The sequence below is a fragment of the Sphingomonas sp. PP-CE-3G-477 genome, assembly GCF_003050745.1.
Classification (GTDB): domain Bacteria; phylum Pseudomonadota; class Alphaproteobacteria; order Sphingomonadales; family Sphingomonadaceae; genus Sphingomonas.
The window spans coordinates 230,122-243,224 of record NZ_QAOF01000003.1 but is presented as its reverse complement, the minus strand read 5'-3'; the positions used below and the strand labels follow the sequence as shown (position 1 = coordinate 243,224).

16 protein-coding genes are annotated in these 13,103 nt (G+C 65.5%); 10 read left to right on the top strand and 6 right to left on the bottom strand.

Features of this window, described 5'->3' with window-relative positions; translation table 11 throughout:
• The first annotated feature begins 15 nt into the window (after positions 1 to 15).
• From C8J45_RS08440 to C8J45_RS08430, 3 genes are all read left to right on the top strand, one after another.
• Positions 16 to 918, top strand: a complete 903-nt coding sequence (locus C8J45_RS08440) for a hydrogen peroxide-inducible genes activator (RefSeq protein ID WP_056051404.1) — start codon at positions 16 to 18, stop codon at positions 916 to 918.
• 90 nt (positions 919 to 1,008) lie between these two features.
• Positions 1,009 to 1,641, top strand: coding sequence for a fasciclin domain-containing protein (locus C8J45_RS08435; protein ID WP_107963001.1), 633 nt, complete (start codon positions 1,009 to 1,011; stop codon positions 1,639 to 1,641).
• A 135-nt stretch (positions 1,642 to 1,776) separates the two neighbouring features.
• Positions 1,777 to 2,388 carry a fasciclin domain-containing protein gene (locus C8J45_RS08430; protein WP_107962805.1) on the top strand — a complete coding sequence of 204 codons (612 nt, stop codon included), beginning with the start codon at positions 1,777 to 1,779 and terminating at the stop codon, positions 2,386 to 2,388.
• A gap of 68 nt (positions 2,389 to 2,456) precedes the next feature.
• Here the strand turns inward: C8J45_RS08430 and C8J45_RS08425 are convergent, their stop codons facing one another.
• The 3 genes from C8J45_RS08425 to pgsA are packed head-to-tail and all read right to left on the bottom strand — an operon-like array spanning position 2,457 to position 3,714.
• The gene (locus C8J45_RS08425) at positions 2,457 to 2,906 is read right to left on the bottom strand and encodes a molybdenum cofactor biosynthesis protein MoaE (protein WP_107962804.1); all 450 of its coding nucleotides are present in this window, start codon (positions 2,904 to 2,906) and stop codon (positions 2,457 to 2,459) included.
• Positions 2,903 to 3,160, bottom strand: a complete 258-nt coding sequence (moaD, locus tag C8J45_RS08420) for a molybdopterin converting factor subunit 1 (protein ID WP_056489288.1) — start codon at positions 3,158 to 3,160, stop codon at positions 2,903 to 2,905. The genes C8J45_RS08425 and moaD overlap by 4 nt, the downstream gene beginning before the upstream one ends.
• A 2-nt stretch (positions 3,161 to 3,162) precedes the next feature.
• Entirely contained in the window at positions 3,163 to 3,714 is a 552-nt protein-coding gene (gene pgsA, locus C8J45_RS08415) for a CDP-diacylglycerol--glycerol-3-phosphate 3-phosphatidyltransferase (protein ID WP_056489286.1), read from the bottom strand.
• A 114-nt stretch (positions 3,715 to 3,828) separates the two neighbouring features.
• On the opposite strand from pgsA, the gene C8J45_RS08410 reads away from it, so the two are divergent.
• Positions 3,829 to 5,154 carry an MFS transporter gene (locus C8J45_RS08410; protein WP_107962803.1) on the top strand — a complete coding sequence of 442 codons (1,326 nt, stop codon included), beginning with the start codon at positions 3,829 to 3,831 and terminating at the stop codon, positions 5,152 to 5,154.
• 40 nt (positions 5,155 to 5,194) lie between these two features.
• Here C8J45_RS08410 and C8J45_RS19170 read toward each other — a convergent pair whose 3' ends face one another.
• Positions 5,195 to 5,359 carry a hypothetical protein gene (locus tag C8J45_RS19170; RefSeq protein ID WP_181321159.1) on the bottom strand — a complete coding sequence of 55 codons (165 nt, stop codon included), beginning with the start codon at positions 5,357 to 5,359 and terminating at the stop codon, positions 5,195 to 5,197.
• A 195-nt stretch (positions 5,360 to 5,554) separates the two neighbouring features.
• Here C8J45_RS19170 and C8J45_RS08405 point away from each other — a divergent pair, with 195 nt between their 5' ends.
• Both C8J45_RS08405 and C8J45_RS08400 read left to right on the top strand, forming a co-directional pair.
• Positions 5,555 to 6,673, top strand: coding sequence for a DUF47 family protein (locus C8J45_RS08405; RefSeq protein ID WP_107962802.1), 1,119 nt, complete (start codon positions 5,555 to 5,557; stop codon positions 6,671 to 6,673).
• A gap of 156 nt (positions 6,674 to 6,829) precedes the next feature.
• Positions 6,830 to 7,828: an inorganic phosphate transporter gene (locus C8J45_RS08400; RefSeq protein WP_107962801.1), complete on the top strand. Its 999-nt coding sequence runs from the start codon at positions 6,830 to 6,832 to the stop codon at positions 7,826 to 7,828.
• A 118-nt stretch (positions 7,829 to 7,946) separates the two neighbouring features.
• Here C8J45_RS08400 and C8J45_RS08395 read toward each other — a convergent pair whose 3' ends face one another.
• Together C8J45_RS08395 and C8J45_RS08390 are read right to left on the bottom strand one after the other, a co-directional pair.
• Positions 7,947 to 8,393 carry a phasin family protein gene (locus C8J45_RS08395; protein ID WP_258191366.1) on the bottom strand — a complete coding sequence of 149 codons (447 nt, stop codon included), beginning with the start codon at positions 8,391 to 8,393 and terminating at the stop codon, positions 7,947 to 7,949.
• 73 nt (positions 8,394 to 8,466) lie between these two features.
• Positions 8,467 to 8,967, bottom strand: coding sequence for a hypothetical protein (locus C8J45_RS08390; RefSeq protein ID WP_107962800.1), 501 nt, complete (start codon positions 8,965 to 8,967; stop codon positions 8,467 to 8,469).
• Between the two features lie 161 nt (positions 8,968 to 9,128).
• On the opposite strand from C8J45_RS08390, the gene C8J45_RS08385 reads away from it, so the two are divergent.
• From C8J45_RS08385 to C8J45_RS08370, 4 genes are all read left to right on the top strand, one after another.
• Positions 9,129 to 10,430: a UDP-glucose/GDP-mannose dehydrogenase family protein gene (locus C8J45_RS08385; RefSeq protein WP_107962799.1), complete on the top strand. Its 1,302-nt coding sequence runs from the start codon at positions 9,129 to 9,131 to the stop codon at positions 10,428 to 10,430.
• A gap of 64 nt (positions 10,431 to 10,494) precedes the next feature.
• Complete coding sequence (locus tag C8J45_RS08380; RefSeq protein WP_107962798.1) at positions 10,495 to 11,109, top strand: TetR/AcrR family transcriptional regulator; 615 nt, start codon at positions 10,495 to 10,497, stop codon at positions 11,107 to 11,109.
• 315 nt (positions 11,110 to 11,424) lie between these two features.
• Positions 11,425 to 11,823 (top strand): hypothetical protein, encoded by a 399-nt coding sequence (locus C8J45_RS08375; protein WP_107953860.1) that lies wholly within the window; start codon positions 11,425 to 11,427, stop codon positions 11,821 to 11,823.
• Positions 11,820 to 13,097: an efflux RND transporter periplasmic adaptor subunit gene (locus C8J45_RS08370; protein WP_374956436.1), complete on the top strand. Its 1,278-nt coding sequence runs from the start codon at positions 11,820 to 11,822 to the stop codon at positions 13,095 to 13,097. Before C8J45_RS08375 ends, C8J45_RS08370 begins: the two co-directional genes overlap by 4 nt.
• The last annotated feature ends 6 nt before the right edge of the window (positions 13,098 to 13,103 follow it).

The following is a 13,103-nucleotide window of genomic DNA, read 5'->3' as shown; positions in this document are numbered from 1 at the left end:
CGATAGAGGCGATTAATGGCTGCGACCTACCTACCCACGTTGAAACAGTTGCAATATTTGGTTGCGCTGAAGGACCACGGCCATTTCGGACGCGCCGCGGAGGCGTGTTTCGTGACGCAATCTACGCTGTCGGCGGGCCTGCGCGAGCTGGAAACACTGATCGGCGTGGTCCTAGTCGAGCGCACCCGGCGAGTCGTGCGGTTCACGCCGCTGGGCGACGGGATCGCCGACAAGGCGCGGCGTGTGCTGCGCGAGGCGGAGGAACTGGGCGACATGGCGCGCGCCGCCGGCCAACCCTTGTCGGGCGACATGCGGATGAGCGTCATCCCGACGATCGCGCCGTTCATGCTGCCAAGGATCCTGCCGCGGTTGCGGAAGGACTATCCCGACCTCAAGCTGTTCCTGCGCGAGGAACCGAGCGGCCCGGCGTGCGAGGGGTTGCACAACGGCCGCACCGACTGCGTGCTCCTCGCGCTCCCATATGCATGTGGCGAGGTGACGTTCGAGACGCTGTTCGAGGATCGCTTGTTCGTGGCGTATCCTTCGGGCGAGGAGCCGACCGCCTTACCCGCGATCCCGGCGTCGGCGATCGACGAGACGCGACTGCTTCTGCTCGAGGACGGACACTGCCTGAAGGATCATGCGCTCGGCGCGTGCAACCGGCCCGAATTGCGCGCGGAGGCGACGATGCTCGGCACGTCGCTGCACACGATCGTGCAAATGGTCGACAACGGGCTCGGTATCACGATGCTGCCGGAAATGGCGCTGAAGGCCGGCATCCTCGACAACACCAACATCACCGCCCGCCCGCTCGACGAGATCAATGCGGTACGCAAGATCGCGCTCGTATGGCGCCGTGCGAGCCCGCGTGAAAAGGATTTCCGATTGATGGCGAAGGCGCTGGCCGACGTTCAGTAATCGGCTCCGCTCGGCGCGGGATTGGCACGGATGCGCAACCAACTCCGCGTTCGATCGTATGGTTCGCGAGTTCCCGCTGGAGACCCGATGATGTCGAAGACGCTTCCGCTACTGCTGATCACGAGCGCACTGGCGCTCGCTGCATGCAGTGGCAAATCGAAGGACGACGTGGCCAGTGCGTCGACCACGCCCGCCAATCCCGCGCTCGCCGTGCCGAATGGCCCGCCCGCAGTCGCCAACCCGACCGTCGGCGGCGTCCCGATGATGGCGACGCGGACGATCGTCGACAACGCGTCGGCCGCACCGAACCTGTCGACGCTGGTCGCCGCGGTGAAGGCCGCCGGCCTCGTCGGGACGCTGTCTGGCCCCGGCCCGTTCACGGTATTCGCGCCGACCAACGACGCCTTCGGACGCCTCGCACCGGGCATGGTCGACACGCTGTTGAAGCCCGAGAACAAGGCATCGTTGACCAAGGTGCTGACGTATCACGTCGTACCGGGCGTCATCACCGCGGACGATTTGCGCCAGCGGATCACCGCTGGTGGCGGCACTGCGACCTTGACCACGGTCGAGGGCGATCCGATCACCGCGACACTGGTCGGTGCAGTAATCGCGCTCACCGACGTCAACGGTAACAAGAGTTACGTCGAGACCGCAGATGTCCGCCAGTCGAACGGCGTCGTGCACGTCGTAAACGGCGTGATCGTGCCAAAACTAAGTTAGTTTTCAGGTCGTGAGGCTCGGTTCATCGCAGCGATGCTACGCTTTGTCTGCAAAATGATTGAGCCGGACTTACACACTACCCAAATTTTTTCGCTCGAGTTTCGCAAGTCCCATTCATAATCTCTGGAGTCGCAGATGACTGTCAAGACCAACCTCATGATCGCAGCCGCATCGAGCCTGCTCCTCGCCACCGGCGCGACCGCTCAGACGACCGCACCAGCCGCCCCGCAGACCGCAGCCCCGACCACGCCGGGCACGACCGCCGCGCCAGCCGCGCCGGCCGCCGCCGCGACCACGACGATCGCCGCCGCGCTGCCGACGCTGCCGAACCGCGCGACGCTCGCCAAGCTGGTGACCGCCGCTAAGTTGCAGACGACGCTTGCGGGCCCCGGCCCGTACACGCTGTTCGCGCCGAGCGATGAAGCGTTCACGCGCCTGCCGGCCGGTGCGCTCGACACGCTGCTCAAGCCCGAGTCGTCGCCGACGCTCGCGACGATCATCAAGTATCATGTCGTTGCAGGCGCGATCACGGCGGAACAGCTGAAGGCACAGATCACCGCAGGCGGTGGCAAGGCCACGCTGACCACGCTCGCCGGCCAGCCGCTGGTCGCGTCGCTCGAGGCGAACGGCAACATCGCGCTGACCGATACCGCCGGGATCAAGTCGTTCGTCGACACCGCGGACATCAAGGAGACGAACGGTGTCGTTCATCTCACCAATGGCATGAGCGTCCCGAAGCTCGGCTAATACGATTGCGGGCCGCGATCTCCAGCGAGGTCGCGGCCCGCTTCTCGTTTACTCGCGAATGCGGGAGGCTAAGAGTCCGACTTATCCCAGCGGGCAGCGGCGGCGTGATCGTTATCCCGCGCTTCGACCCAGCTAGCCTCGACCCCACGCGTTTCGCGTTTCCAGAACGGAGCGTCAGTCTTCAGCCGGTCGATCAAATAGACGCAGGCCTCCAGCGCCGCGCCACGATGTGCCGCCGTCGCTGCGACGAACACGATCCGCTCTCCCGGATGCATCGGCCCGACGCGGTGCACGATGATCGCGGCACTCAGCGACCAACGCTCGATCGCGCCCTCGGCAACCTTGAGCAATGTGGCCTCGGTCGCGCCGGGATAATGTTCGAGTTCGAGCGTCCCCACACCGTCGTCAGCGCGCACCAGCCCGGTGAACGTCGCCACCGCGCCCGCCCCTGCCGCTTCCGCGCGCGTCATCTCGGCGGCGATATCGATCGGTGATTGCTGGACCGAGATGTGGATCATCCGCCAGTCACCGGTGGGAAGATCGCGATCTCCTGCGCACGACCGATCGGCGTATCGAGCGGCACGAAATCCTGATCGATCGCAGCACGCAATCGCGAACGGTTCTCGAAAGCCCCCGCATGCGCCGGGCTCGTCTCCGCCAGCCAGTCGACCAGATCCGCCACCGTCACGACGCTTGCCGGCGGCTCGACCGACTCTTCACCCGTGCCGATGCGCTCGCGCACCCAGGCGAAATACACCATCCGTATCGTCATGTTCAGTCCATGTGCTTCAGGCCGACACGGAGATAATCCCACCCGGTCAGCAACGTAAGGACGGCCGCACCCCACAGCGCGACGATGCCGACGGTGTGCACCCAGACCATCTCGGGCACCGATCCGCCAAGGATGATCCCGCCGAGCGACACGAGCTGCAGCGTCGTCTTCCACTTGGCGAGCTGCGATACCGGCACCGAAACCTGCACCTGCGCCAGGAACTCGCGCAGGCCCGACACCGCGATCTCACGCAGCAGGATCACCAGCGCGGCGATGACGTGGATGCCGGCGATATCGCGCGTGCCGACCAGGATCAGGATCACCGCGGCGACCATGATCTTGTCCGCGATCGGATCGAGAAAAATCCCCAATCGCGACACCGCGCCGCTCGACCGCGCGAGATAGCCGTCGAAATAATCGGTGATGCCCATCAGGCAGTACAGTACGAAGGCGATGCCGTAGCCCGCCTCCCAGTCGGGCCACCACAGGAACCAGACCAGTAGGGGTACCGCGACGATCCGCGACAATGTCAGGAGGTTAGGCAAGCTCAGCACCCACCACCCCTATACCGGTCGGTCGCGGGGCGAAACCGGTTTAACGTTGGCGTGCGGATGACGCTCGGCTAAGGGTTCGACACATTACCGCAACGATCAGGGCTATTTCCCGTCATGCTCAATGCCCTCGGGTTGCTGAAGCAACGTCGCTTCCTGCCCCTGTTCACCACGCAGTTTCTCGGCGCGTTCAACGATAATCTGTTCAAGACCTCGATGGTCCTGTTCGCGACCTATGCCGTCTTCAACGATCCGAAGATGGAGGCCAATTTCAACGCGCTGGCGACGGGACTCGGCATCCTGCCGTTCTTCCTGATGTCCGCGCTCGCCGGGCAATTGGCGGACAGTCACGACAAGGCGCGGATCATCCGGATCGTGAAGACGGTCGAGATCGGCATCATGCTGCTCGGCGCGACTGGCCTGATGGTCGCACGCGCAGGGCATCCGTCGCTGGGAATCGGGCTGATGCTCGGCGCGGTGCTGTGTCTCGGCGTGCATTCGACGTTCTTCGGGCCGATCAAATACGCGATCCTGCCGCAGCATCTGAAACCGTGTGATGTGCTCGGTGGCACGGGCCTCGTGGAAGCCGGGACGTATCTCGCGATCCTGCTCGGCACGGTGACGGCAGGCTGGATCCCGATCGAGGGTGCGGCTGCCAGCGTGTTGATCGTTGCCGTGATCGGCTGGTTCTCCGGCCGGCAGGTGCCTCCCGCACCGCGCGAAGGCCCGCCGCTCAAGCTCGACTACAACCCGTTCACCGCCTCGTGGCGGCTGATCAGCGCGACGCTGCATATCCCCCGCCTGTTCCTCGCGATCGTCGCGATCAGCTTCTTCTGGACGATCGGCGCGGTGCTGATCATCGTCTTCCCGCCGCTGGTGAAAAACGTGCTGACCGCCGACGAGCGAGTCGCGAGCTTCGTGATCGCGGTGTTCTCGGTCGGGGTGGCGATCGGTTCCGTCGTGATCAACTCGATGCTGCGTGGACGCATCTCGGCGAAGTTCTCGCCCGCGTCGGTGATCGCGATGGGAGGGTTTGTCGTACTGTTCTCGTTCCTGGCGCGCAACTGGACGCCCGCGGCTCCAGGACATTATTACGACTGGGCCGGCTTCATCCATCAGCCCGGAGCAATCCCCGTGCTGGCAACGCTGCTGGCGATCGCGATCACCGGCGGGATGTTCGTCGTGCCGCTCTACGCGTTCCTGACCACGACCGTCGAGAAGGACCAGACCGCGCGAACCGTGGCGGCGAACAACGTCGTCAATTCGGGCGCGATGACGATCGGCTCGATCCTCGTCATCGGCATCACCGCGATGGGTGTGACGCCCGAGGACATGCTGTTCCTCGTCGCGGCGATGTGCCTCGTCTCGGCATGGCTCGCGCAAAAGCTGCACCGGGCCTGCGATGACGACGCGATCGGGTGTTTGCCGACGCTTCGAGGTTAAGTCTCCTACCCCGCCAAGGGGAGGATTACGCCGGGCGCTCTCAGAAAATGAAGCTGTAGAAGCACGTGAAAAACGCGGCAAAGCTCAACAGGAAGAGCTTCACGTCCTGATCGTCGTTCTTCGTGCTCGCGATCACCGGCGGCGGCAGCGAACGGCGCAGCGGGTGGCGGGCGGCTTCGTTGGTGAGGACTAGGCGTCTGGTCATGATGCAAACGTTAACGCCGCGTTTACCAATTCGACCAGTGGCAAAAGTGGTTAAGGGGGCGGCGTCCGGCAATGGGACAGAAATGGCCCCGCGGTAACGGTCCGAAAACTCTCCGCCGCGCCGCTATCCTTGCGTAAAAACCGGGTATAAGCTCGTCGTTTTCCCCGCGTTTCTGCGGGCGCAAGGACCCTGACCATCGAGCAGATCGGCGCACTTCCCTATGTCATCGACGAGGCCGGACATGCGCGCGTGATGTTGATCACGTCGCGCGATACCGGTCGCTGGGTGATCCCCAAGGGAAACCCCATCGTGGGTCTCGCCAGCCACGAGGCCGCCGCACAGGAGGCCTATGAGGAAGCCGGCATCCGCGGCATCCCCTGCCCGTCTCCGGTCGGGCAATTCGCGTACCGAAAACGCCGCCGCACCGGCCGTTACCGCGACATGATCGTCACCGTGTTTCCGCTAGCATTCGTCGAGCAGGTCGACGACTGGCCCGAGCGTCATCAGCGCGACACCCGCTGGTTTACGCTTGATCGCGCCGCAGACGCTGTCAATGAGCCCGGCCTGAAGGCGCTTATCGCCGCCTTCCGCGAGCCGCCGATCCCGGCGTCGTTCGCGCAACGTATCTTACCCGTCGTACGCACGAGTGCGAAAAGGAGAATTCCGATGCTGGGCTGGTTCCAGTCGCTGATGCCGAAGCAGGGACGGTTCTTCGAACTGTTCGACGCGCATGCCGCGACGTTGGTCGCCGGTGCCGATGCGCTTGCACGGCTGCTCCACGGCGAAGGCTCGATCGAGGGTCAGATCGCCGAGATCGTCAAGCGCGAGCACGAGGCCGACGATATCACGCGCGAGGTGTTGCAGGACGTCCGCCGCGTGTTCGTGACGCCGTTCGACCGCAGCGCGATCACCGACCTGATCGGCGTGATGGACGACGCGATCGACCAGATGAACGGCACCGCCAACGCGATCGCGCTGTACGAGGTCACCGAATTCTCGCCCGAGATGCGCGACATGGCCGGCATTATCGTCGAGGCCGCGCGGATCACCGCGGAGGCGATCCCGCTGCTGCGATCCCTCGGCACCAATGCGGGGCGGCTGCATGACCTGACCGCGCGGCTGATCCAGATCGAGGGGCATGCCGACGACATCCACGATACGGGCCTGCGCGCGCTGTTCCAGGCCTCGAAGATCAGTGCGGACCCGATGACTTTCATCATCAACCGCGAAATCTACAGCAGCCTGGAAAAGATCGTCGACCGCTTCGAGGACGTCGCGAACGAGATCCAGGGGCTGGTCATCGACCATGCTTGAAGTCGGCTCCCCTGCAAGTGCTCCCCCCCGGCGAAGGCCGGGGCCCAGTTGGGGGACGGCAATAACTGAGGGCGGCGTTCCGTTGCTGCAACCTTTCCAATTGGACCCCGGCCTTCGCCGGGGGGGTGAAGCGGTAGCGGATAGGGCGGCAACCGCATGATCCTCTCCCTCCCCCTCCTAATCGGCCTCATCGGCATCGCGCTGCTGTTCGACTTCCTGAACGGCCTCCACGACGCGGCGAACTCGATCGCCACCGTCGTCTCGACCCGCGTCCTGAAACCCCAATACGCCGTCCTCTGGGCCGCATTCTTCAACTTCATCGCGTTCGCCGTCTTCGGCCTCCACGTCGCGCAGACCGTCGGCACCGGCATAGTCCAGGCGCACGTCATCGACGCGCAGGTGATCTTCGCCGCGTTGATGGGCGCGATCGCGTGGAACGTCATCACCTGGGTGCTCGGCATCCCGTCGAGCAGCAGCCACGCGCTGATCGGCGGGCTCCTGGGGGCCGGCATCGCCAAGGTCGGCTTCGGCGCTATCGTCTGGAAAGGCGTCATCGCCACCGTCCTCGCGATCTTCGCCTCGCCCGCGATCGGCCTGATGCTCGCGCTCGTTCTCGTGCTGATCGTCGCCTGGACCAGCCTAAAGCTCACCCCGCTCGGCGTCGACAAGCGCTTCCGCAAACTCCAGTTGATTTCCGCCGCGCTCTACTCGCTCGGTCACGGCGGCAACGACGCGCAGAAGACGATGGGGATCATCGCCGTGCTGCTCTATTCGCAGGGCCTGCTCGGCGGCGAATTCCACGTGCCGCTCTGGGTCGTGCTGTCCTGCCAAGCGGCAATGGCGCTCGGCACGCTGTCCGGCGGCTGGCGGATCGTCCACACGATGGGCTCGAAGATCACGCGCCTTACCCCTGCGCAGGGCTTCTGCGCGGAGACCGGCGGCGCGATCACGCTGTTCGCGGCGACCTTCTGGGGCATCCCGGTATCTTCGACGCACACCATCACCGGTTCGATCGTCGGCGTCGGCGCCGCGCGGAGGTTATCCGCCGTCCGCTGGAACGTCGCCAGCAACATCGTCGTAGCCTGGACGCTAACGCTGCCCGCCGCGGGGCTGATCGGCGCTGGCACGTACTGGCTCGTCGGCCTGTTCGTCTAAGCCGGAAATAGTTGAGGCTGGTCCGCCGCCGCTCCGTCATCGTATCGGAGCGGCGGCGTTCTTGCTCGTCCGTACGCCGCTCCACCCGAAACGAAGAGTAGCGTATCGGCCGGTCGGCCTACTTGATTCCGCCGCCCTGCAATGGTGCGACCGCGTCCTTGCCGAACTTCATGATCAGCTCGCCGATCTCGCGTGCCTGGCTCATGCTGCGCTGGCTCTGCTCACGCAGGTAATCGCCCTGGATCTTCATCACCTGGGTCAGGTCGCTGGCGCTCGCCGCCTCGCGCATCGCCGCGAAGGCCTCGCGCGCATTCTGCTCGGCCTGATCGATCATCGCCTTGCCGATCGTCGCGCCACCCTCGGCGACCTTGCCGCCCGATTCCTTCATCGCCTCGCCCGCGCGCCGCGCCGGATCGACGACCTTCTCCGAGAACGCATCGCGCGCCTTCCCGGCATTCTCGCGCATCGTGTCCGCCGCCCCCTTCGCCGCATCCGCCGCGCGGTCGGTTGCCGCCTTGCTCGCGTTCGCACCGTCATCGACTGCCTGCTTGAAGTCGTCCGCCACCATCTCTCTCCTGTGTTGCACTATCGGTCGTGGTTTCAACCGGCATACCGGGCTTTGGTTGCAGCCGCTCCGGTCAGCGGATCGCCGTGATCGACACGGACAGTTCGGCCGTCTTCGCCCCCGATAGCTGCAAGGCATAGCGCCCCGCCGGCAACGCGAAGTCGACCATCTTCTTCACCGGCGAGCAGACCGGTCCATGCGCGTGCGCAGTCGACGTCAGCACCTTGCGCGACTGGACGACATCGATCCACGCCGGTCCGCCGAGCGCCACGCGGTATGTCCCCGCCTTCGCGACGTCGAACCGGACCACGCCGGAAAACGTGTCAGCTGCGGATGCCTTTGTCGGCGTGACCTCGAACGAAACCCCTGCCGACGGCTTCAGCGCCAGCCGACCCAGCGAGCCGATCGGAAGCACCCCGCCCGGCGCGACCGAAGCCGGCTTGCTCCATCCTGCGAACTCGGCTGCGACGGTAGTCGGGCACGACGGAGCCGCCGCCTGCTGTGCCGCAACCCTATGCGCGGAACCGAACATCACAGTCGCCACCAACACCCAGCCTGCCATCGTCGTCCGCATATCCGCCTCCGTTATCGGAACAATGATGCGCGCAATGTGGCAGGTTGCCTACCGTCGAAAGCATCAGGGCAGACAGCGCGAACGACACCGGTCGGTCTTCTCCAGCTTGCACGCGCGCGCATTACTCACGATAGGTCGCGCGGCTTTTACGAGGAACGTCCATGCGCATCACGATGATCGGTTCTGGCTATGTCGGCCTGGTGTCCGGCGCCTGCTTTTCGGATTTCGGCCATGACGTGATCTGCGTCGACAAGGACCAGTCGAAGATCGACGCGCTGCTCGCCGGTCGCATGCCGATCTTCGAACCCGGCCTCGACCAGCTCGTCGCGTCGAACGTCGCCGCGGGCCGGCTGAGCTTCACCACCGATCTCGCCAGCGCGGTCGCAGGTGCCGATGCGATCTTCATCGCGGTCGGCACGCCGTCGCGGCGCGGCGATGGCCATGCCGACCTCAGCTACGTGTTCGCCGCAACCGAGGAGATCGCCGCCGCGGTCACCGGACCGACCGTGGTCGTGACCAAGTCGACCGTCCCCGTCGGCACCGGCGACCGAGTCGAGGCGATCTTCCGCGAGAAGCGTGCGGACGTCGACGTAGCGGTCGTCTCGAACCCCGAATTCCTCCGCGAAGGCGCCGCGATCGGTGACTTCAAGCGCCCCGACCGCATCGTCATCGGTACCGAGGACGAGCGCGCCAAGCAGGTCATGCGCGACGTCTATCGTCCGCTCTATCTCAACGAATCGCCGATCCTGTTCGTCGGTCGCCGCACGTCGGAGCTGATCAAATACGCGGCGAACGCGTTCCTCGCGACCAAGATCACCTTCATCAACGAGATCGCCGACCTGTGCGAAGCGGTCGGTGCCGACGTGCAGGACGTGTCGCGCGGGATCGGGCTCGACAACCGGATCGGCAAGAAATTCCTCCACGCCGGGCCGGGCTATGGCGGCTCGTGCTTCCCCAAGGATACGCTGGCGCTGCTCAAGACGGCCGAGGATTACGACACGCCGGTCCACATCGTCGAAGCCGTCGTGAAGGTGAACGACAGCCGCAAGCGCGCGATGGGCCGTAAAGTCCTGCACGCGCTCGGCGACAATCCCCGCGGCAAGACGGTCGCGCTGCTCGGCCTGACGTTCAAGCCCAACACCGACGACATGCGCGACGCCCCGAGTCTCGCGATCGCGACCGCGCTCGCGGACGCCGGCGTGACGGTCCGCACGCACGATCCCGAAGGCATGGCGCCCGCCAAGGCGATGATGCCCGACCTCGTCTACTGCACCGACGCCTATGACGCGGCCGAGGGTGCCGACGCGGTCGTGATCGTGACCGAATGGGATGCCTATCGCGCGCTCGATCTCGCGCGGTTGAAGCGCGTGATGGCCGGGCCGGTGATGGTCGACCTGCGCAACGTCTATCAGCGCGCCGACGTCGAACAGGCCGGGTTCGCCTACACCGCGGTCGGTCGGTGAGCGTCCCCGGCAACATATTCCAGTCACTGGACCTTTTGCGCGCTCTCACTATATACCGAACGGTATGAATAGGCTTTGCACGCTCACCGCCCCCAAGGGCCGCCCCCGCGAGTTCGATCTCGACCAGGCACTGGCGGGTGCGTTGCGCGTGTTCTGGCGTAACGGTTACGAAGGCGCATCGATGGCGGAACTGACCGCCGAGATGAAGATCACCAAGCCAAGCCTGTACGCCGCGTTCGGCAACAAGGAGGCGCTGTTTCACAAGGCGCTCGACCTCTACGAGCGCGAGAAGCTCGCCTATATGACGTCCGCGCTCGACGCGCCGACCGCGCGTGCCGTAGCGGAAAACCTGCTCCGGGGTGCGCTTCAGATGCAGATGAGCACGTGCGACCCCAAGGGCTGCCTGAGCGTCATCAGCAGCGTCGCCTGCAGTGCCGAAGCCGAGCCGATCAAGGCCGAGGTCGCCAAGCGCCGCGCGTCGTCCGAAGCCGCGCTGATGAAGCGGTTCGACGAAGCCAAGGCCGCGGGCGAGTTCCCCGATCGCCTCGAGTCGCACGCGCTGATGCGCTACCTCTTCGCCATCATGCAGGGGCTGTCGATCCAGGCTGGCTCTGGCGCGAGCTGCACCGAACTCCAGCAGCTCGTCGAGACCAGCATGCTCATGTGGCCAACCAAATAGACACGGTTTCTACCGCGCCGCAGGAAAAAATACCGGCCGGTACAAAAGTCTTGTTGACTAGATGAACGTCAGGTTTATATACCGACTGGTATCGAAGCTCTCTCCTACTTCGGATGGGGCAGCCGGGGACACCAACCCATGACCACGGTTCAAACCTAAGACGGCTTCGGCCTGATTTTCGACAATTCCAAGCGGGCAAGCGCGGCACGGTGATGTGCCGGCAACGACCGCGCACGCCTCGCGACCAGCTGACGTCGGTGGACCGTCCACCGACGAAGGCCAGCGCTTGCCCAAGATTACAAGGGGGACAATCCCATGGCTTATCTCGACCTCGACAACATGTTCGCTTCGCCCGTCACCAGCCGCACGCAGACGGTCGCCGCCCCTGCCCCGACCGGCTTTTCCGCGCTGGAATGGAGCGTCATCGCGCTCGCCAAGCGCGACACCTTGCGTAGCCTGTCCGGCCCGAGCCGCATGTCGCGCGCAATGGGCAGCCTGTTCGGGCTCAGCACCGCGTCGCGGCTCGCCGACCCTCGTCTCGAGGCGCTGCGGCGGATGGCCGTGTACGCCTGGCGCCGCGGTTTCGCGCTGCCGATGGCCGAGATCCAGGGCTTCCTCGCCGCCGGCTTTGCCGAGGCACAGATCGAAACGCTCGTCGAGAGCGTGACCGGCATGCGCGTCGGCATCCAGCAGAAGCGGAGCATCGCAGCGTGAACCAACTTACCACGATCACGGCCGCGAACGACGCCGACGTCGTGTCGTCGCCGCCCGCGGACCGTCACCGACGGCCGGCATGGCAGCGCGGCGCAATGGTGCTCGTGCCGATCGCGCTGCTCGGCGCGGTCGGCGTGAAGCTGTTCGATCACCCGGATGCGGCAATGGCGGCACCCCCGCCCGCCTCCGTCACGGTCGCCTCGCCGCTCGTCCGACAGGTCAGCGAGTGGGACGATTATGTCGGCCGGTTCGCACCGAGCCGCACCGTCGAGATCCGCCCGCGCGTCGCGGGCGAAGTCACCGGCATTCACTTCCGCGACGGTGAGATCGTCAGCAAGGGCCAGTTGCTCTTCACGATCGACTCCCGCCCGTCCGCCGCAGCTCTGGCCGAGGCACACGCCAACGTCGCGAGTGCACGCAGCGCTCTGTCGCTCGCCCGTACCGATCTTGGTCGCGCACAGCGACTGGTCGCCGACGAGGCGGTCTCGGCCGGCGAAGTCGACGCCCTTCGCGGTCGGCTCGAAGCAGCGCAGGCCGCACTCGCCGCGGCACAGGCTCGCGAACGCGCTCGCGCCTTGGACGTCGGGTTCACGCAGGTTCGCGCGCCGATCGGCGGTCGCATTTCCGATCGCCGTGTCGATGCCGGCAACCAGGTCGCGGGCGGCGAAGGCACCGGCGGCACGGTCTTGACGACGATCAACGCGCTCGACCCGATCTACTTCACGTTCGATGGCTCCGAGGCGCTGTACCTCAAGACGCAGCGCGCGCGTCAGCCGGGTGCGACCCCGGCGGCGGTCGAGATCCAGTTGCAGGACGAGACCGAGCATCGCTGGAAGGGGAAGCTCGACTTCACCGACAACGGGCTCGACCAGCGGTCGGGCACGATCCGTGGTCGCGCGGTGCTCGCCAACCCGGGGTATTTCCTGACGCCGGGGATGTTCGGCAACATGCGCCTCGCGAGTGCGGGCACGCGGCAGGCCCTGCTGGTGCCAGACGACGCGGTGCAGACCGATCAGGCTCGGAAGGTTCTACTGACGATCGATGCGAAGAACGTCGTGAGCCAGAAGCCGGTCGAACTCGGACCGGTGGTCGATGGCCTGCGGATCGTGCGCTCGGGGATCGGGCCGAACGACCGGATCATCATCCAGGGTACGCAGATGGCGATGCCCGGCGCGACCGTCGCGCCGAAGGTCGGCCGGATTGTAGTTGCCTCGGGTACGACTGCGCCCGCCTCGGTCCAGCCCATCTCGGGTGAAGCCACGCTCGCCAAGTAACCACCA